The 17,909-nt window shown below is 50.2% G+C and carries 19 protein-coding genes and 1 pseudogene; 9 read left to right on the plus strand and 11 right to left on the minus strand.

Annotated elements, in window-relative coordinates:
* Positions 1-136: 136 nt before the first annotated feature.
* The 3 genes from ACOT0L_RS08290 (at position 137) to ACOT0L_RS08300 (ending at position 2,557) form a co-directional block, all read left to right on the plus strand.
* Positions 137-694, plus strand: coding sequence for a recombinase family protein (locus ACOT0L_RS08290; protein ID WP_068795477.1), 558 nt, complete (start codon positions 137-139; stop codon positions 692-694).
* A gap of 172 nt (positions 695-866) precedes the next feature.
* Positions 867-1,286 carry a translesion error-prone DNA polymerase V autoproteolytic subunit gene (locus tag ACOT0L_RS08295; RefSeq protein ID WP_126502963.1) on the plus strand — a complete coding sequence of 140 codons (420 nt, stop codon included), beginning with the start codon at positions 867-869 and terminating at the stop codon, positions 1,284-1,286.
* 2 nt (positions 1,287-1,288) lie between these two features.
* On the plus strand, positions 1,289-2,557 hold the full coding sequence (locus tag ACOT0L_RS08300) for a Y-family DNA polymerase (protein ID WP_126502964.1): 1,269 nt from the start codon (positions 1,289-1,291) through the stop codon (positions 2,555-2,557).
* A 33-nt stretch (positions 2,558-2,590) separates the two neighbouring features.
* Here the strand turns inward: ACOT0L_RS08300 and ACOT0L_RS08305 are convergent, their stop codons facing one another.
* The 5 genes and pseudogenes from ACOT0L_RS08305 to ACOT0L_RS08325 all read right to left on the minus strand — a co-directional run.
* Positions 2,591-3,256, minus strand: a complete 666-nt coding sequence (locus ACOT0L_RS08305; protein WP_058652223.1) for a hypothetical protein — start codon at positions 3,254-3,256, stop codon at positions 2,591-2,593.
* Positions 3,256-3,654 (minus strand): hypothetical protein, encoded by a 399-nt coding sequence (locus ACOT0L_RS08310; protein ID WP_058652222.1) that lies wholly within the window; start codon positions 3,652-3,654, stop codon positions 3,256-3,258. The genes ACOT0L_RS08305 and ACOT0L_RS08310 overlap by 1 nt, the downstream gene beginning before the upstream one ends.
* The gene (locus ACOT0L_RS08315; protein ID WP_032734475.1) at positions 3,647-4,492 is read right to left on the minus strand and encodes a ParA family protein; all 846 of its coding nucleotides are present in this window, start codon (positions 4,490-4,492) and stop codon (positions 3,647-3,649) included. The genes ACOT0L_RS08310 and ACOT0L_RS08315 overlap by 8 nt, the downstream gene beginning before the upstream one ends.
* Positions 4,493-4,669: 177 nt before the next feature.
* Positions 4,670-5,347 carry an SOS response-associated peptidase gene (locus ACOT0L_RS08320; protein WP_058652221.1) on the minus strand — a complete coding sequence of 226 codons (678 nt, stop codon included), beginning with the start codon at positions 5,345-5,347 and terminating at the stop codon, positions 4,670-4,672.
* 418 nt (positions 5,348-5,765) lie between these two features.
* Positions 5,766-5,951, minus strand: a pseudogene (locus tag ACOT0L_RS08325) (tyrosine-type recombinase/integrase); the annotation flags it as partial.
* A gap of 81 nt (positions 5,952-6,032) precedes the next feature.
* Between ACOT0L_RS08325 and ACOT0L_RS08330 the strand changes: the two are divergent.
* From ACOT0L_RS08330 to ACOT0L_RS08340, 3 genes are all read left to right on the plus strand, one after another.
* Positions 6,033-6,164 carry a hypothetical protein gene (locus tag ACOT0L_RS08330; RefSeq protein WP_255248590.1) on the plus strand — a complete coding sequence of 44 codons (132 nt, stop codon included), beginning with the start codon at positions 6,033-6,035 and terminating at the stop codon, positions 6,162-6,164.
* Between the two features lie 205 nt (positions 6,165-6,369).
* Positions 6,370-6,567: a hypothetical protein gene (locus ACOT0L_RS08335; RefSeq protein ID WP_022648260.1), complete on the plus strand. Its 198-nt coding sequence runs from the start codon at positions 6,370-6,372 to the stop codon at positions 6,565-6,567.
* Positions 6,568-6,570: 3 nt separating this feature from the next.
* Positions 6,571-6,993: a GFA family protein gene (locus ACOT0L_RS08340; protein ID WP_023300213.1), complete on the plus strand. Its 423-nt coding sequence runs from the start codon at positions 6,571-6,573 to the stop codon at positions 6,991-6,993.
* A 33-nt stretch (positions 6,994-7,026) separates the two neighbouring features.
* Here the strand turns inward: ACOT0L_RS08340 and ompC are convergent, their stop codons facing one another.
* Positions 7,027-8,154: a porin OmpC gene (gene ompC / locus ACOT0L_RS08345; protein ID WP_126502965.1), complete on the minus strand. Its 1,128-nt coding sequence runs from the start codon at positions 8,152-8,154 to the stop codon at positions 7,027-7,029.
* Positions 8,155-8,541: 387 nt separating this feature from the next.
* Entirely contained in the window at positions 8,542-12,066 is a 3,525-nt protein-coding gene (gene nifJ, locus ACOT0L_RS08350; RefSeq protein WP_126502966.1) for a pyruvate:ferredoxin (flavodoxin) oxidoreductase, read from the minus strand.
* 271 nt (positions 12,067-12,337) lie between these two features.
* Here nifJ and ACOT0L_RS08355 point away from each other — a divergent pair, with 271 nt between their 5' ends.
* Positions 12,338-12,604, plus strand: a complete 267-nt coding sequence (locus tag ACOT0L_RS08355) for a DUF333 domain-containing protein (protein ID WP_003856935.1) — start codon at positions 12,338-12,340, stop codon at positions 12,602-12,604.
* Position 12,605: 1 nt separating this feature from the next.
* On the opposite strand, the gene hslJ is transcribed toward ACOT0L_RS08355, so the two are convergent.
* The 4 genes from hslJ to ACOT0L_RS08375 form a co-directional block, all read right to left on the minus strand.
* On the minus strand, positions 12,606-13,043 hold the full coding sequence (hslJ, locus tag ACOT0L_RS08360; RefSeq protein ID WP_023300211.1) for a heat shock protein HslJ: 438 nt from the start codon (positions 13,041-13,043) through the stop codon (positions 12,606-12,608).
* Between the two features lie 124 nt (positions 13,044-13,167).
* Positions 13,168-13,296 carry a DUF2474 domain-containing protein gene (locus tag ACOT0L_RS08365; RefSeq protein WP_017693358.1) on the minus strand — a complete coding sequence of 43 codons (129 nt, stop codon included), beginning with the start codon at positions 13,294-13,296 and terminating at the stop codon, positions 13,168-13,170.
* Positions 13,296-14,306 carry a cytochrome d ubiquinol oxidase subunit II gene (cydB, locus tag ACOT0L_RS08370; RefSeq protein ID WP_126502967.1) on the minus strand — a complete coding sequence of 337 codons (1,011 nt, stop codon included), beginning with the start codon at positions 14,304-14,306 and terminating at the stop codon, positions 13,296-13,298. Before cydB ends, ACOT0L_RS08365 begins: the two co-directional genes overlap by 1 nt.
* 5 nt (positions 14,307-14,311) lie before the next feature.
* On the minus strand, positions 14,312-15,706 hold the full coding sequence (locus tag ACOT0L_RS08375) for a cytochrome ubiquinol oxidase subunit I (RefSeq protein ID WP_126502968.1): 1,395 nt from the start codon (positions 15,704-15,706) through the stop codon (positions 14,312-14,314).
* Positions 15,707-16,099: 393 nt separating this feature from the next.
* Between ACOT0L_RS08375 and ACOT0L_RS08380 the strand changes: the two genes are divergently transcribed.
* Positions 16,100-16,288, plus strand: coding sequence for a hypothetical protein (locus tag ACOT0L_RS08380; protein WP_017693360.1), 189 nt, complete (start codon positions 16,100-16,102; stop codon positions 16,286-16,288).
* A gap of 82 nt (positions 16,289-16,370) precedes the next feature.
* Positions 16,371-17,795 carry a PLP-dependent aminotransferase family protein gene (locus tag ACOT0L_RS08385; protein WP_126502969.1) on the plus strand — a complete coding sequence of 475 codons (1,425 nt, stop codon included), beginning with the start codon at positions 16,371-16,373 and terminating at the stop codon, positions 17,793-17,795.
* The last annotated feature ends 114 nt before the right edge of the window (positions 17,796-17,909 follow it).

Here is a 17,909-nt window from a genome sequence, read left to right on the forward strand (position 1 = left end):
TTGCATGACATTACCGGAGTCCGTTCCGACGTCCTTAGTCGCGCTACTTCCCAAACCGACGTTTTATAGATTGCCCTGCGGCATCCATGCCGATAACTTCACCTGATTTTTTTGCAGAAAATATTGGGTGAAAAATATGCAAATTGGCTACGTAAGGGTGTCAACAAATGACCAAAATACGGATCTTCAGCGACAAGCGCTCGAACGCGCAGGATGTGAGCAGATTTTTGAAGAAAAAATGAGCGGAACAGTGGCAAATCGGCCAGCACTCAAAAAACTTCTCAAGGCACTGAATGAGGGGGATACGCTGGTGGTTTGGAAGCTGGATCGCCTTGGGCGCAGCATGCGTAATCTGGTTCTTCTGGTGGACGAGCTCCGGCAGCGCGGTATCCACTTTAAGAGCCTCACGGACAGTATCGATACATCCAGCCCGATGGGGCGCTTCATCTTCCATATCATGTCAGCCCTGGCGGAAATGGAGAGGGAGTTGATTGTTGAGCGCACTCGGGCAGGTCTGGCTGCAGCACGTGAGAAAGGACGAATCGGCGGCAGGCGTCCGAAGCTTACGCAAGAACAATGGGACCAGGCGGGCCGACTGATTGCGAACGGCATGGACAGGAAGCAGGTAGCGATAATTTATGACGTTGCCGTATGCACGCTTTATAAAAAATTTCCCGCTTCAAAGTCGGCTTAATTTTGCTCACATAAAGTTGCGGCCATAAAATTTACAAAACTCATAATTCGAAGCGACGTAGAAACTTAGAAACGAAACGGTGAAGCTTTAATCAGCCATGACAGACTCTATGTCTTGCGCGCATACTCAAATGAAACTACTGTATATAAAAACAGTATTTGAGGTGTGCATTATGGAATTTATCAGGCCTGCAGAACTGCGAGAAATTATTGCTCTTCCGCTTTTCAGTGACTTAGTGCAGTGTGGTTTCCCAAGCCCAGCGGCTGATTACGTTGAACAGCGTATCGATCTCAATGAGTTACTGGTTTCCCACCCCAGCTCGACATATTTCGTTAAGGCGGCCGGCGACTCTATGATCGAAGCCGGGATCAGCGACGGTGATCTGCTGGTGGTGGACAGTTCGCGCACTGCTGAGCACGGTGACATTGTCATCGCAGCAGTAGAAGGGGAATTTACTGTGAAACGCCTGCAGCTGCGCCCGACCGTGCAACTCAATCCTATGAACAGCGCCTACAGTCCGATTGTTATTGGTAGCGAAGACACACTGGACGTGTTTGGCGTTGTTACTTTCATCGTTAAATCTGCGAGCTGAATATGTTTGCCCTCTGTGATGTGAATTCGTTCTACGCATCATGCGAGACTGTATTCAGGCCGGACCTGAGAGGGCGGCCGGTTGTCGTTCTCTCAAATAACGATGGCTGTGTAATCGCACGTAGCGCAGAAGCAAAAGCGGTCGGAATCCCTATGGGGGAGCCATTCTTCAAGCAAAAGGAGCTTTTCAGGCGCGCAGGAGTTGTGTGCTTCAGCAGCAACTACGAGCTTTATGCTGATATGTCTAACCGGGTAATGACGACGCTTGAGGAAATAAGCCCCCGCGTTGAAATTTACAGTATCGACGAAGCTTTTTGCGACCTGACAGGTGTTCGCAACTGCCGGGACCTGACGGAGTTCGGCAAAGAGATCCGCGCTACGGTTCTGAAGCGGACGCATCTGACGGTCGGGGTTGGCATTGCCCAGACGAAGACACTGGCGAAGCTGGCCAACCACGCCGCGAAGAAATGGCAGCGGCAAACGGGCGGGGTAGTGGACCTATCCAATATCGATCGCCAGCGACGACTCCTTGCCCTAGTACCTGTAGAGGATGTGTGGGGCGTCGGTAGGCGCATCAGCAAGAAGCTGAACGCCATGGGCATAAAAACTGCCCTCGACCTTTCTGAACAAAGCACGTGGATTATTCGGAAGCACTTCAATGTCGTCCTCGAACGAACGGTCCGTGAGTTACGCGGCGAGCCATGCCTCGATCTGGAGGAATTTGCACCGACAAAGCAAGAAATTGTCTGCAGCCGTTCATTCGGCGAACGCGTCACGGACTATGAGCAGATGCGACAGGCTATTTGCAGCTATGCGGCGCGTGGCGCCGAAAAGCTTCGCGGCGAGCATCAGTATTGCCGCTTTATTTCTGCATTCGTGAAAACCTCTCCCTTTGCACTTAACGAGCCATACTACGGTAACAGTGCATCAATGAAGCTTTTTACTCCCACTCAGGATTCCCGCGACATTATCAACGCCGCGGTAAAGTGCTTGGACAAAATCTGGAAGGATGGACACCGCTATCAAAAGGCTGGAATCATGCTGGGAGATTTTTTCAGTCAAGGGGTGGCGCAGTTGAACCTTTTCGATGAGAACGCTCCACGCGCAGGAAGCGATAAGTTGATGGAGGTGCTCGATCACTTGAACGCGAAAGACGGGAAAGGAACGCTCTACTTTGCCGGGCAGGGCATACAGAAGCAGTGGCAGATGAAGCGAGAGCATCTCTCGCCACGTTATACAACTAGATTTTCTGACGTTCTAGTGGTTAGGTAGTTATTTACGTTCTATAAAAAGAACGTAAAACAATTAATTGTCTAAACTGGTATAATATAAATAAAGGCTATTCCCCATTATTTTCTTTAAATCCTTCATATTTCTAAAGAAAATGTTTGAGATATGCTGATGATAATATTTTATTATGATCTTCATAAGCGCTGATACTACTTCATGAAGTTTTGTCACCATTTTATGCTGTGTTGAATTACAATCTCCCTCCATAAGTGATATAAATGTTGATGTGACATTTAAGTTCGCTTGTGGTGAAGAATGAACATAATAACAGGCGTTAATATAGACATTATGTAAATAAGCCCAGCCTTCATCATTCTGATGGGCTTTTAAGAAGTCAAAGTCTTTGCGACGTACAGTTTGGTCAAAATCCCCACCATTATAGTTTTTATTGAGACTTATTCTGGCCACATGCTCCACCATCGATCTGAAATTTAGTTGGAGATATCGCTCTCTTTTTTTTATAATGGCAATTAAAGAGTTTAAAGTATCATATATAAAACCTTTTATATATGAAGAATGATTTAGGTTAGGGGTGTGGCTTAACATGGTGTTGCAAAGGCTTATTTGCCTAAATATTGATACTGATTTATTTATTTCATCAGTGGATGTGAGGTGCTGTTGCACCTCTGTTTTAAAGTTGTTTACATCTCTTGCAATATTGAAAGGATCATGCGTGAGCATTATTCTTTATCCTTTTTGTTTGCATCAATCCATATATTTAAATTCCTTATGGCATGCTTATTTTTAGATGTAGATTTTTGGCTTGATTTAATTTCATCATCAAACTTAATGACTAATGTATTAATGTTATTTAAGAAATGCACATATGTCATTTTTACGTCATCTTCACTTAATTCATTGATATGCCTGCAAATTTTAGCGCACATCAAAGTTCTTGATCTTACAGCATATTTCAAAAAAGATATTTTGAATGTTTTGTTAATAAATTCGGCAACATCGAAATTTGATCTAAAAACATCTTTTGAAAGAATCAACATAATTACTAGGCCTAAGAAGTTTTCTTTAGCCATAGGCATATGGTGAGCTTTATTAATAGCTCTGATTAGTTGCTTATTCATTTGTATCACCTTCCAAATGAGCCACTCTGCTAATAAATTCATTACAGATATTTTCTATATCTTGGCGCGACTTTGAGTAACAAGAAGGAATATTTCCTTGATACCCCACCATTAAATCTCGCACGTAGGTTAATTGGTTTTCAAAGAAATAGAAATTCGTAAACTGTGTATGGCTCTCGAATTGTTCTTTAATTTCCCTTGTTTTATTGGTCATTTCAGCGTCAGTATTTGTGTAAATGTAACCGACCTGCTTGATTTCTTTCTCATGATGTGTGCGCATATTTCGTATAACGCTATTTAAACTGCTTGCCCCTAGCACCGAGTAATGATCAATTTTAACCGGTGTAAGATAATAATCAGAAGCAAGGAGTGCCGTGTCTGTAAATAATGAAATCGTTGGAGGGCTATCGATAAAAATGTAGTCGTAACTTTCTTTTAGATCATTTTCATTGATAAATTTACGCAACATTTTTATTCTAATGCCTTCTTGGTTAGTATCAAAGATAATGTTTATGTCACCTAAGATAATATCAAGATTGTCTGATACTTTTGTAATGACCTGTTCTGGTGTCGCTTTCTTTTCATCCTCCATTAATGAATTTGGAAGCTCAAAAATTTTTCGAATAGTTTGATTATTAGGTCGAAGGGCAGTCATATATTCTTCAACTCGATCATAATGCCCCATTAAGGACTGAGTGGCATTAAATTGAGGATCGATATCGATAACTAGAACCCTGCGCCCCATATAATTGGCTAAAAATTCAGCAATCCCAACGCATAAAGTTGTTTTACCAACCCCACCTTTCATGTTTATAAAACTAATTACTGGTGCAGTCATTTTTTCATCCTTAATTATGTAGCGTGCAATAAATTCACTATAATGAAAACATTTTTTAGCTTGAATTTTAAACTGCGCGACGACTTGTCACCATATCATATATGATTTTTTTATGTTGTATAGACTGGAGTTATATCAGGGTCTTAGGTTGTATATGGCATCACATAACCATTCCGGTTAAATGATATCTAACGGGGATGTTAAATTGGCACCCTGATTCCTCACGTCACCAATGGCGCGCGTCACGGCGTGCCAGATATACTTTTCAGCGGGCACTGCACCGTCGGCCGCTATCTCTTCAGCTTCTTTCCCGCCTATATCCTGGCGCATCCACTCCCGGGCCGCTTCTGGCGACAAAACAAGTGGCCGCCGATCGTGAATATCGACCAGACCTTTATCAGCTGCAGACGTTACGATGAGAAAACCTTCAGCTTCGTCACCGCGTTCGAACGGCGTGCTGCCGATCGCGGCCATGAATATTGGTTGTCCGTCGGCGCGGTGAATGAAGTAGGGCTGTTTCTTGTCTCCTTCCTTCTTCCATTCGAACCAGCCATCCGCAAAACAGACCGCCCGACCGTGTTGCCATAACGGCTTAAACATACGGCTTGTGGCTGCAGTTTCAACGCGCGCGTTAATCAGTGGCGGCTTATCCCACCACCCAGGCGCGTAACCCCAGAGCACCGGATCGAGGTGCAGTTGTTCGTCGCGTTCACTCAACAGCAGGACTTTTGTACCGGGCGCCACGTTGTACCGACCAATAGGCTCTGGGTCATATGCGATATCACGATCGGCTTCATCGGCCAGGTAAGAAAGATATTCTTCACGGGTTTGGGCTTGTGCAAAACGTCCACACATAGAAACCTCCAGTCGGATGTCAGACTGAAAGTATAGGGCAGGGAGAAAAATCAGCGCGCTGGTTAAGTCTTACAAACGGATTCGTGGCGAGTATGCTGATCAGGCAGAGAGGTGTAAAGCGGTGTGTTGCGAAACTGGAAGGAGCTACGCAAAAGAAGGTTATTTGGGGGCAAATTTGGGGGCAAAATGCAGAATAGGGGCAAAAAAAGGGCACGAAAAATGTAGTTATGGGTAGCTTTAGGGGGAAGTTATTATGTTATAACTAATTGAATAAGTAGAGAAAATAAATGATATCAATGATTTGGAAAAATCAGCGTAGCTTATTCAGGTTGTACTGTTCTTTCTTGTTAATCTCTTGATTTTGTTGCATCTATTCGTTACTCAGATCTCAAATGGGGCACAGGGTGAGAAAACGATTTCAAAGCGTCAGCTTCGTGTTCATCTCTTCTATCCATGTAGCATAGATTTCATACACCATCTGCGCATTTACGTGCCCCATCTGGTTAGCGATAAAAGACGGGTTTGCGGCTACCGGTAAAAACCAGCATGCGAAAGTGTGTCGTGTATGGTACGGATTGCAGCGCCGAATGCCAGCACGATTTACAAATGAGCCCCTCAAAGAAGTTTGGTTAAGACTAACGGGTTGTCTACACTTACAGCTTACGCAGTAAAAACGGAGGTGAAAATGTCTGACCGTCCCGTTAATGGTGACCATCCTGATTATAATCCCAGCCCGGATAACCCGGAAAAGGATGGAAGAAAACCGAAAGATGATCCTGGCTCAGCGCCTGAATCAGGCGATAAAGATCCAGAGTAATGACCAGCCGCCTTTACGAAGGCGATTTTAACACCCATTACGGCCTCGCTATGCGCAACGCTATTCACGATATTCCGATACCCGCTCAGACCCCCCCTGTTTTGCCGGACGAGAAGGTGAGATAAAGCACCGATCTCATCCCCGCGTTCCAGCACGTTTTACAGTTCTCCTGCTACGCTTTTGAGGGGAACAAGGGAGCGCTTCTATGAAAAATAAAGACGAACAGACAGGATTAGTTGGGCTGGCGATTGGTGCCGCCGTTATCGGGCTGGTTTCAGCGCAGAAGATCATCAACCGTGAAAGTATTGTCGATGAGCTGGTGAGGCTCGGCAGGCAGAAGGGGGATGGTGTCGAGGATGAGGTCTTTTTGAAAGCGGCTGAGTTAGTGAGAAAAGGGGTATAAGCGATGGCTGAAATTCGTCATGCACAGTGTCATTGTGGGGCGGTGAAATTTACTGTTGAGCTGACGGACGGCCTGAATACCGCACGGCGATGTAGCTGCTCGTTTTGCAGGATGCGCGGGGCAGTAGTGGTTTCCGCGCCGTTGACGGGTATTAAGGTGACGCAGGGCGCGGACACGCTCACAGAGTACCGTTTCAACACCGGCACGGCGCGCCATTTCTTCTGCTCGGTTTGCGGTATTTACACGTTCCATCAACGACGTTCCAATCCCAATGAATATGGTGTGAATGTCGCCTGTCTGGAAAATGTTACGCCATTCGACTTCCCGGAAGTGGCGGTAATGGATGGGATAAATCACCCTATGGATGGCGACAGCGGGGTAATTGGCTATCTCTCTTTTCGCAAAGAACAGGCGAAACAGAGATAAAATTAGCCCGCAGATCGCTGCGGGCTAACGGGATTAGAACTGGTAAACCAGACCTAACGCTACGATGTCATCCGTACCGATGCCATTGTTTTTGTAGAATGAATCATCTTCATCCAGCAGGTTGATTTTATAATCAACATAGGTGGACATGTTTTTGTTGAAATAGTAGGTAGCACCGACGTCAGCGTATTTCACCAGGTCTTTATCGTCCTGACCATTGCCCAGATCTTTACCTTTGGACTGTAAATAGGAAACAGCCGGACGAAGGCCGAAGTCAAACTGATATTGTGCGGTCACTTCAAAGTTCTGGGTTTTATTTGCAACCGCATCTGCATTGTCGCCGTACGGCGTCATATTGCGGGTTTCGGAATACATTGCAGCCAGGTAAATGTTGTTGGCATCGTATTTGAGGCCTGCGGTCCATGCATCCGCAGTATCACCGCCCGCAGTAGTGTAATTTACCTGATCGTTAGTACGGTCAGATGAAGCATATGCCGCGCCTGCGCTGAAGCCCATGCCGAAATCGTAGGTTGCGGAGATACCGTAACCGTCACCATTTTCATGACGTGTATCACGACCGTTGTTGGTCCCTTCATTGGTAGAGCAGAAATTCTCATCGCAGTTATTACCTTCATTATTACCCTGATACTGCACCGCGAAGTTCAGACCCTGCACCAGACCAAAGAAGTCGGTGTTACGGTAGGTCGCCACGCCGTTTGCACGACCGGTCATAAAGTTATCGGCATAAGTATAAGAGTCGCCACCAAATTCTGGCAGCATATCGGTCCAGCCTTCTACGTCGTACAGGACGCCATAGTTACGGCCGTAATCGAAGGATCCGTAGTCGCCTACCTTCACACCCGCGAAGGCCAGACGCGTCCAGGACTGATTGTCAGAACCTTCGGTGTTGTTTGCCTGAATGTTGTATTCCCATTGTGCGAAGCCGGTCATCATGTCGTTGATTTGGGTTTCACCTTTAAAACCCAGACGCATATAGGTTTGATCGCCATCTTTTGACGCGTCGTCAGAGAAATAATGCAGACCATCTACTTTGCCATACAGATCCAGTTTATTGCCGTCTTTATTATAAATTTCAGCTGCGTGAGCGGCTCCAGCCATTAACAAAGCGGGGATCATCAGTGCCAGTACTTTTCTTTGCATTTTGATTATTCCTTTGCAGTTATTTTTTTATTGCTTAGTGAACTTTCCGGGCTGGAAAGCTGTCCCATGCTAAATCACACAGAGGGCTGATGAATAAAATATAATTGTTACGGGTTGAGTAAAATCTAAAGCAAATGATGCGTTTGAAATAACAATTGATGCCGTGAATTAATCGTTATAATCGATACAAAATAAAAATTATTAATTACGTGGAAAACAAGGTAATCTCCACGCCGTTATATGCCTTTAAGATTTTTTCATCCATAATTCACGTGAATATTGTTCAGAACGTTGAGGCAATTTTCACCGAACATCTGGATTAGCCCGGTGCACGTGCATCGGGCTTTTTTATGGCAAAAAAATGCCCGGACAAGCCGGGCATAACGGTTATTCGCTGGTTGATTTTTCCGCTTTCCCCGCCAGCTGTGCAAGGAAGTCATAACGCTTCTGAAGATCCGCTGCCGCGTCCCTCCATAGCTGCTCTGCTACTTCTGGTTGTTGGGCGTTCAGCCTGCGGAAACGCTGCTCCTGAAGTAAGGTTTCGGCAAGGGCGTCTGAAGGCGGACGTGAATCCAGCGCCAGCGGTAATTTTCCTTCATCGGCACGGCGCGGGTCAAAGCGGTACAGCGGCCAGAAGCCGGTTGCGGTAAGCTGACGCATCTGGTCGTGGCTAAGCGCCAGATCGTAGCCATGCTCCTCACACGGGCTATAGGCGATGATCAGCGACGGGCCAGGATACGCTTCCGCTTCCTGAATGGCTTTCACCGTCTGGTTAAGCTGCGCGCCCAGCGAAATCTGCGCGACGTAGACGTGTCCATACATCATCATGCTGACGCCCAAATCTTTACGCGCCTTTCGTTTGCCATGCTCACCAAATTTCGTGACCGCACCCAGTGGCGTTGCTTTCGAGGCCTGTCCGCCGGTGTTGGAATAACACTGAGTATCAAGCACCAGAATGTTAACGTTTTCGGTGAGGCTCAGGACGTGATCAAGACCACCGAAACCAATATCGTAGGCCCATCCGTCGCCACCGATCAGCCAGATAGATTTTTCAACCAGCGCGTCAGCATCGGTCAGCAGTTGTTCAGCCCCTTCAACACCCTGAAGCGCGTGGCGCAGTTCAGCAACCTGTGCGCGACGAACGTCAGGCGTGGCCTCCGCATGCAGGGCGTCATTCAGCTCTGCCGGGATTTTATCGGCACACTGTTCCAGCAGACGCATTACGCGGGCGCGGTGCTGATCGACCGTCAGGCGGAATCCCAGACCAAATTCTGCGTTATCTTCAAATAGTGAGTTTGCCCAAGCCGGGCCGCGGCCGTACGCGTCGGTGGTATAAGGCGTGGACGGCAGGTTCCCCCCATAGATTGACGAGCAGCCCGTCGCGTTGGCAATCAGCATCCGGTCGCCGTAAAGCTGGGTAAGCAGTTTGATGTACGGCGTTTCACCGCATCCGGAACACGCCCCGGAGTACTCGAAGAGGGGGGTGATGAGCTGCGAGGTACGAATGTCAATGCGTTCCAGCTTGTTGCGATCGATTTCGGGCAGGTCGAGGAAGAAGTCATAATTCACTTTCTCTTCTTCAACATGTTCCAGACGCGACATCATATTAATGGCTTTGATTGAGGGATCCTGACGATCTTTCGCCGGGCACACCTCGACGCACAGGTTACAGCCGGTACAGTCCTCTGGTGCCACCTGAAGAACATATTTCTGGCCACGCATATCACGGGATTTTACATCCAGCGAGTGCAGACTTTCCGGTGCGTCCGCCATCGCTTCTGGCGACACCACTTTGGCGCGAATGGCCGAGTGCGGGCAGGCCGCCACGCAGTGGTTGCACTGGGTGCACAGCTCTTCTTTCCAGATAGGGATCGCTTCGGCAATGTTGCGTTTTTCCCAGCGGGTCGTGCCCATCGGCCAGGTGCCATCAGGCGGAAGCGCAGAGACGGGAAGAGTGTCGCCCAACCCGGCAAGCATCGCCGCCGTAACGGTTTTGACGAAATCCGGGGCAGCGTCAGACACCACTGGCGGCCGGTTCGGGCTGCTGGTATTGACCGGCTGCAACGGCACCTCGAACAGCGACTCGCGGGCCAGCGCCAGCGCCTGCCAGTTGCGCTCAACCAGCTCCTGACCTTTGCTGCTGTAGCTTTTGGCTATCGCCCCCTGGAGCTCCATCAGCGCACTGTCGCCCGGCAGAATATTGGTCAGGTGGAAGAACGCCATCTGCATAACCGTATTGATACGCGCGGCCAGGCCGCACTCGCGGGCGATCTTCGCGGCGTTAATGACATACAGGCGCGCCTGTTTCTGGTTTAGCACCGCCTGGACTTCCTGGGGCAGTCGTGCCCAGACCTCATCGGCGCTATACGGGGTGTTGATCAGGAAAATACCGCCGGGCTTCAGGCGCTCGGCCATCTGGTATTTATCGATAAACTGGAGCTGATGACAGCCAACAAAATCCGCCTGAGAAATCAGGTATGCCGAGCGGATTGGATGTTCGCTGACGCGCAGGTGCGAGACGGTCAACCCGCCCGCTTTTTTGGAATCGTAAACGAAATACCCTTGCGCATACCACGGCGTGGAGTTACCGATAATTTTGATGTTGTTCTTGGTCGCCGAGACGCTGCCGTCGCTGCCCAGACCGTAGAACAGCGCTTCCAGTTTCGCATTCGAGGGCAGGGTGTTTTCCGGCAAAGGGAGAGAAAGGTTAGTCACGTCATCATAAATGCCAACCGTAAAGCGCGGCTTCGGTTTTGCCTCGCGCAGTTCAGCAAATACGGCCAGGACGCATTCCGGCCCGAACTCTTTGGAAGACAAACCATAACGCCCGCCAATGACGCGCGGCAGCGTTTCGCGTTCACCGTGATTAAACGCCTCAGCCAGAGCGGTCATTACATCAAGGTAAAGGGGTTCAGCCTGCGCGCCAGGCTCTTTGGTGCGGTCAAGTACCGCCACGGCACGCGCGCTTTCCGGCAGGGCTGCGAGCAGATGTTTCGCAGAGAATGGACGGTAGAGGCGAACTTTTAGCACGCCAACTTTTTCACCACGCGTAAGCAGCTCATCGACCACCTCTTCGCAGGTGCCGATGGCGGAGCCCATCAGGACGATCACGCGCTCGGCCTGCGGATGACCGTAATATTCAAATGGCTTATATGCGCGACCCGTCGCAGCGGAAAAATCGTCCATCGCCTGTTCGACGTGCTCATATACCGCGTTGTACCACGGGTTTGTCGCCTCGCGGGACTGGAAATAGGTATCCGGGTTGGCAGAGGTACCCCGGATCACCGGATGTTCCGGATTGAGGGCCCGAGCGCGATGGGCATCAATGTCAGCCTGCGGCAGCAGGTTCAGTATGGTGTCATCCGGCAGCGGAACGATTTTATTGATCTCGTGAGAGGTGCGAAAACCATCGAAGAAATGAATAAATGGCACTCGACTTTTCAGCGTGGCGATATGCGAAATCAGCGCGAAGTCCTGTGCTTCCTGCACGCTGCTGGCGCAGAGCATAGCGCAGCCGGTCTGACGCACGGCCATCACGTCTGAGTGGTCGCCAAAAATAGAGAGCGCGTGTGTGGCTACAGTACGTGCGGCGACGTGCAGGACAAACGGCGTTAATTGTCCTGCCAGCTTGTAAAGCGTGGGGATCATCAACAGCAGCCCTTGAGACGAGGTGAACGAGGTCGACAGGGCACCGGTCTGCAACGCACCATGCACGGTGGCAATGGCGCCGGCTTCGGACTGCATCTCAACAACCCGCGGGACATCGCCCCAGACGTTTTTTACCCCATTACTAGCCCAGGCGTCAGCCTGTTCAGCCATAGTGGAGCTTGGGGTGATGGGGTAGATGGCGATAACTTCGCTGGTGCGAAACGCAACAGACGCGACTGCACCATTGCCGTCAATAGTTTGCATAGGACAACACCCTTACATTGCGCAAAAATGAAGGGCCTGTAAAACGACGACAGACCCTGAATATTATCTGTGTATTTTAGCAAAGCTCAGGTTTTACGATTTTCGCTTTTGTGTCCTTGGTATGCGCTGTATCAATGACTGGATGGCAATTCGCGATAAAAAATTGCGAGAAATTGTTACCAGAGCGCATAAATACGCACATCCGCTCTCGACGATGCGGCGCGTGATGCCTATTATGCATAGGTTTCGCTTTAACTATGGGGAGGAAGGTATGCGTTCTGCATTTTGGGTCGGATGTGCCGCGTTACTGTTGTCGGCATGCAGCAATGAACCTGTACAGCAGGCGACAGCGGCACACGTTACGCCAGGTATGCGAGCGGCTATGTCCAGTTCAGGCCAGGCCAACTGCGCAATGATCGGAGGGTCACTCTCCGTTGCCCGTCAGCTCGACGGCTCCGCTATCGGCATGTGCGCGTTGCCAAACGGCAAACGCTGTAGTGAGCAGTCGCTTGCCGTAGGATCGTGCGGGAGTTACTGAGTTATTCAACTCGCTTAAACATTAAAGACTTATTGGCTGTCGCCAGCGTTAACTGGTCTTCGGTCAGGTCTACCTGAGCGCCTGTGCGTAGCATATCGGCGAGGGTCTGATCAAGTTCATTAAGCTGCGGCTCGGTGCAGAGTTTCCGCGTCATTGCCAGCGTTTTGACCGTCAACTCTCCTTCGGACAATTTTCCCTGGCCGTTGAAGCCGTTGCACATTGTGCCGGAGACGGCAATGTTGTTAATCAGGCTGATACTGGGCTGCGCGCTGAACCGAATTTCAGGCTGCGTTTTCAGGCCCTTAACCGCTTTGCCATCAACGTTTTCCAGCACGAAACGGTGATTCTCTAACTGATCGGTCTGAACGGAGGCTTTACCGGGATTAACGCATCCCGCCAGTGCGAGGCTGATTAAACTTACTGCCGCGAGCTTTTTCATTTTTCTTCTCAAACTATCAATGCTGTAAATATTTTTTCAGTGTAACCATACCCTCCAGGGTGTTAATGGGGTTTATCTGAAAGTGCGAGATAAGGACCGGGCGGCAACGCACCCGGTGAGTGTATTAGTGCGATTTAAATCCGGCTGCGGCCATCAGCATTTTAAAGAGCATACTTACGCAGGCCAGTGCCAGGACGCTGCCGCCCCAGATGATGGCAAGCCACATCAAACGTTTCCATACTGGTTGTTGCATCAGTGATAACCCTCCCCATGCTGTACTTTTCCGCGAAAAACGTAATAACTCCAGAAGGTGTAGACCAGAATCACAGGAATGATCAACAGTGCGCCCACCAGCATGAAGCCCTGGCTTTGGGCTGGCGCAGCGGCCTGCCAGAGGGTAATGTCCGGCGGGATGATATGCGGCCAGATGCTGATCCCAAGCCCGCTAAAGCCAAGAAAAACCAGCCCTAACGTCATGATAAACGGCAGAGTATGGCTCGCAGGATCGTTCAGGCAGCGCCACTGGCACAGACTCAGGATCGCAACCAGCGCAGGAACGGGCAGCAGATAAAACAGATTCGGCAGCGTAAACCAGCGCGCAGCAATGGCTGGTTGGGCGAGAGGGGTCCATATACTGATTACCGCAATGAATACCAGAAGCAGGAGCAGAAGCACTTTCGATACCTGACGCATCCGCTGTTGCAGGGCATTTTCACTTTTCATTACCAGCCACGTTGATCCTAACAGCGCGTAAGCCACCACAAGACCCGCACCGCAGAAAAGATTGAACGCGGTAAACCAGTCAAACGGACCACCGCTGTAAGCGCGACCGGTGACGCTGAACCCGTGGATGACCGCGCCGACGGTGATGCCCTGGCTGAAGGCCGCCACAATTGACCCGCCAATAAAGGCCTTATCCCAGAACGGGCGGTGCGCCGGAGTGGCCTTGAAGCGAAATTCGAAGGCGACCCCACGAAATATAAGCCCGATCAGCATTATTGTCAGTGGAATGGTTAGCGCGTCGATGATAACCGCATAGGCGAGAGGAAAGGCGCCAAACAGGGCCGCACCGCCAAGCACCAGCCAGGTTTCGTTGCCGTCCCAGACGGGAGCCACGCTGTTGACCATCACGTCGCGGTCGTCCGCATTCGGCGTTGCCGGAAACAGGATGCCTATCCCCAGATCAAAACCGTCCATCACGATATACATCAACGTGGCGAAAACGATAATCACGAACCAGATAATGGAAAGATCGATACCCATTACGGTTACTCCTTAAATTCAGTGGTGACGGCAGAAAGCGGACGAGCAGGGCGGCCATCGGATTCAGTCGCGAAGGATTCATGGGGCTGCGGCCCTTTTTTAATCAGACGCACCATATAGCTGTAACCCACGCCGAATACCGCGGTATAAACCACGAAGAAGGCCAGCAAACTGATGCTCATGTGCAGATCGCCATGCGCGGAAACCGCATCCTTCGTACGCTGTAGTCCATAGACGACCCACGGCTGGCGGCCGACCTCCGTTGTTACCCATCCGGCGAGGATCGCGATCAGCCCGGACGGTCCCATCAGCAGGGCAAACCACAGGAAGGAACGTGAGGTGTAGAGGCGCTGTTTGTAACGCAGCCAGACCGCCACCATGCCCAGGAAGAGCATCAACATCCCTAAACCGGCCATGATGCGGAAAGACCAAAAGACAATGGTGGCGTTCGGGCGATCGTCTTTTGGGAACTCCTTCAATGCCGGAACCTGTTTATCGAAACTGTGGGTCAGGATAAGGCTGCCGAGAGCGGGAATTTCAAGGCTAAAACGGGTCCGTTCCTGCTCCATATCCGGCCAGCCAAACAGCAGCAACGGAGTAGGCTCACCCGGGGGATTCTCCCAGTGGCCTTCAATGGCGGCTATTTTCGCGGGCTGGTGTTTTAAGGTATTAAGCCCGTGCATATCACCCACCAGTGCCTGAACAGGGGCTACGATCAACGTCATCCACAACGCCATGGAGAACATGGTGCGAATGGCAGGGGTGTTGTTTCCGCGCAGCAAATGCCAGGCCGCGGAGGCTCCGACAAACAGTGCACTGCTGAGAAATGCCGCTATCGACATGTGCAGCAGGCGGTAAGGGAAGGAGGGGTTAAACACCACGGCAAACCAGTCCACCGGAACGACCTGACCGTTGATGATTTCATACCCTTGCGGTGTATGCATCCAGCTGTTTGACGAGAGGATCCAGAACGTAGACATGAGGGTCCCCAGTGCCACCATGCAGGTCGAAAAGAAGTGCAGCCCCGGCCCGACCTTATTCCAGCCAAACAACATTACCCCGAGGAACCCCGCCTCAAGGAAGAACGCGGTGAGCACTTCATAGGTCAGCAGAGGGCCGGTAATGCTGCCCGCAAACTGCGAAAACCCGCTCCAGTTGGTGCCAAACTGATAAGCCATCACCAGGCCGGAGACCACTCCCATCCCAAAGTTGACGGCGAAGATCTTCGACCAGAAATGGTACAGCGAACGCCAGACGGGGTTTTTTGTTTTCAGCCACAGCCCTTCCAGCACGGCGAGATAGCTCGCCAGGCCAATGGTTATCGCCGGAAAAATAATATGAAAGGATACGGTAAAGGCGAACTGTATTCGCGCAAGATGAAACGCATCTGGACCAAACATGCACTGCCTCAATGTTAAACGGTGTGCTGTTATGATAAAGAGGGGGAAAATGAGATATCAGAAGCAGAAATTGATAATTTATCTATAACAGTTGTGGGAAAAGGTGAACTTTATCTGGCTGATATAGCTAACAAGGAAGAATAAAAAATTTCTTTTTATGATTTTTACGCATTAAACAGCTTGCTTTGTCGCCTGCAACATGCGTTAATGGATTTCTGGTTTTGAATCCAAATAAATATCTGACGTAGTTTTATAAAGCAGTTCTCATCACGTTGTGCCTCTCCGCAGCCTCTCTTGGGTCTTTATCTACATTCCGATTAGTTTTGTATCGAACCAACTTTTGCCTGATCGGCTCATGAGTAATTTACGTTTTTACGTTTACAGGAGAATCCTATGACTTCTTATATCCATTTCCGCTGCCCATGCTGTCATGGCTCGCAGTACCGCACCTCAGCTTTTGATGTGTCTGACAAAAATCCGTTCGGCGCAAAATGCATTTTCTGCAAATCGTCGATGATCACGCTCGACCACCTGGCCGCAGCGCGTTCTGCTCAGAATCACATTACTGAGTACCGCAAGTAATCTACCGCGTTTCCCATAACAGTTAGCAAATTCTTCTCTTTTTCTCCTGCTGATATACACTGTCAGCAATAAGGAGAATCTGATGAAAAAATACCAGCGTCTGGCGCAACAAATTATCTCGCAGATTGAGCTTGGCGTATGGTTGCCGGGCGATAAGCTGCCTTCTCTGCGAGAGCAGGTGGCAAGCAGCGGCATGAGTTTCATGACCGTGGGCCACGCGTATCAGATGCTGGAAAGTCAGGGGCGCATTGTTGCCAGACCGCAGTCAGGCTATTACGTTGCCGCCCGTCCGACCACACACCAGCCAGCACCGCCCGCGCAGGTGATGCGCGATGAAGTAGTTGACATCAACACCTATATCTTCGACGTACTACAGGCCAGCCGCGACCCCTCCGTTGTCCCTTTTGCCTCGGCATTTCCCGATCCGCGCCTATTCCCGCTTCAGCAACTCAACCGCTCGCTGGCTAATGTCAGTAAAACGGCCACGGCCATCAGCGTGATTGAAAACCTACCGCCGGGTAACATCGACTTACGTCATGCCATTGCCCGTCGCTACGCTCAGCAGGGGATGAATATCTCCCCGGACGAAATTGTGATCACCGCGGGCGCGCTCGAAGCACTCAACCTTAGTTTGCAGGCTGTCACTGAACCAGGTGACTGGGTTATCGTTGAAAACCCCTGTTTTTATGGCGCACTCCAGGCACTTGAACGTCTGAAACTGAAAGCGCTGTCGGTTGCTACTGACGTGCGTGAGGGCATCGATCTCAGTGCCCTTGAGCAGGCGTTAAATGATTATCCGGTGAAAGCCTGCTGGCTGATGACCAACAGTCAGAACCCGCTCGGCTTCACGCTGAGTGCAGAAAAGAAAGCTCAGCTGGTGGCCTTATTAACCCGGCATAACGTCACGCTGATTGAAGACGATGTTTACAGCGAACTCTACTTTGGCCGCGAAAAGCCGCTTCCGGCAAAGGCCTGGGATAAGCAGGATATGACGTTGCACTGCTCCTCATTCTCTAAGTGTCTGGTGGCCGGTTTCCGTATTGGCTGGGTGGCGGCGGGAAAACATGCGCGCCGTATTCAGCAGTTACAGCTGATGAGTACGTTATCCACCAGCTCCCCCATGCAGCTGGCGCTGGTGGATTACCTGGCGACCAAACGTTACGACGCCCACCTTCGTCGCCTGCGGCGCACGCTTGCTGAACGCAAACAGCAGGCCTGGCAATCGCTTTTGCGCCATATGCCTGCTGGCGTCAAGATCCATCATAACGACAGCGGCTACTTTTTATGGCTGGAACTGCCTGAACAGCTGGATGCGGGGCAGTTGAGTGAAAAGGCATTAACTCATCAAATCAGCATTGCGCCCGGCAAAATGTTTTCCACCTCCAATATCTGGACACCGTTTTTCCGTTTCAATACCTCATGGGGATGGGGCGAGCGGGAGGAGCAGGCGGTCGTCCAACTGGCGGCGTTAATTCGCGAAATGATGCTGCCCCCAGTCACACCTTGATGAAAATTCCTGAAGCGACATGACGCGCGGTCTACCTTTAGTAAGGGAGTGCGGATTGGTGACGTGACGTTGTCACGCATCGACCCGCCAGAACGTGTGCTGACAGCGAAAACT

The organism is Enterobacter cloacae complex sp. XAL002, from assembly GCF_049236805.1.
Taxonomy (GTDB): domain Bacteria; phylum Pseudomonadota; class Gammaproteobacteria; order Enterobacterales; family Enterobacteriaceae; genus Enterobacter; species Enterobacter intestinihominis.

What these genes read in the sequence shown, in the direction of transcription:
- ACOT0L_RS08290 (WP_068795477.1), top strand. Translation starts at nt 137, where the DNA reads ATGCAAATTGGCTACGTAAGGGTGTCAACAAATGACCAAAATACGGAT.
- ACOT0L_RS08295 (WP_126502963.1), top strand. Translation starts at nt 867, where the DNA reads ATGGAATTTATCAGGCCTGCAGAACTGCGAGAAATTATTGCTCTTCCG.
- ACOT0L_RS08300 (WP_126502964.1), top strand. Translation starts at nt 1,289, where the DNA reads ATGTTTGCCCTCTGTGATGTGAATTCGTTCTACGCATCATGCGAGACT.
- ACOT0L_RS08305 (WP_058652223.1), bottom strand. Translation starts at nt 3,256, where the DNA reads ATGCTCACGCATGATCCTTTCAATATTGCAAGAGATGTAAACAACTTT.
- ACOT0L_RS08310 (WP_058652222.1), bottom strand. Translation starts at nt 3,654, where the DNA reads ATGAATAAGCAACTAATCAGAGCTATTAATAAAGCTCACCATATGCCT.
- ACOT0L_RS08315 (WP_032734475.1), bottom strand. Translation starts at nt 4,492, where the DNA reads ATGACTGCACCAGTAATTAGTTTTATAAACATGAAAGGTGGGGTTGGT.
- ACOT0L_RS08320 (WP_058652221.1), bottom strand. Translation starts at nt 5,347, where the DNA reads ATGTGTGGACGTTTTGCACAAGCCCAAACCCGTGAAGAATATCTTTCT.
- ACOT0L_RS08330 (WP_255248590.1), top strand. Translation starts at nt 6,033, where the DNA reads ATGTCTGACCGTCCCGTTAATGGTGACCATCCTGATTATAATCCCAGC.
- ACOT0L_RS08335 (WP_022648260.1), top strand. Translation starts at nt 6,370, where the DNA reads ATGAAAAATAAAGACGAACAGACAGGATTAGTTGGGCTGGCGATTGGT.
- ACOT0L_RS08340 (WP_023300213.1), top strand. Translation starts at nt 6,571, where the DNA reads ATGGCTGAAATTCGTCATGCACAGTGTCATTGTGGGGCGGTGAAATTT.
- ompC (WP_126502965.1), bottom strand. Translation starts at nt 8,154, where the DNA reads ATGCAAAGAAAAGTACTGGCACTGATGATCCCCGCTTTGTTAATGGCT.
- nifJ (WP_126502966.1), bottom strand. Translation starts at nt 12,066, where the DNA reads ATGCAAACTATTGACGGCAATGGTGCAGTCGCGTCTGTTGCGTTTCGC.
- ACOT0L_RS08355 (WP_003856935.1), top strand. Translation starts at nt 12,338, where the DNA reads ATGCGTTCTGCATTTTGGGTCGGATGTGCCGCGTTACTGTTGTCGGCA.
- hslJ (WP_023300211.1), bottom strand. Translation starts at nt 13,043, where the DNA reads ATGAAAAAGCTCGCGGCAGTAAGTTTAATCAGCCTCGCACTGGCGGGA.
- ACOT0L_RS08365 (WP_017693358.1), bottom strand. Translation starts at nt 13,296, where the DNA reads ATGCAACAACCAGTATGGAAACGTTTGATGTGGCTTGCCATCATCTGG.
- cydB (WP_126502967.1), bottom strand. Translation starts at nt 14,306, where the DNA reads ATGGGTATCGATCTTTCCATTATCTGGTTCGTGATTATCGTTTTCGCC.
- ACOT0L_RS08375 (WP_126502968.1), bottom strand. Translation starts at nt 15,706, where the DNA reads ATGTTTGGTCCAGATGCGTTTCATCTTGCGCGAATACAGTTCGCCTTT.
- ACOT0L_RS08380 (WP_017693360.1), top strand. Translation starts at nt 16,100, where the DNA reads ATGACTTCTTATATCCATTTCCGCTGCCCATGCTGTCATGGCTCGCAG.
- ACOT0L_RS08385 (WP_126502969.1), top strand. Translation starts at nt 16,371, where the DNA reads ATGAAAAAATACCAGCGTCTGGCGCAACAAATTATCTCGCAGATTGAG.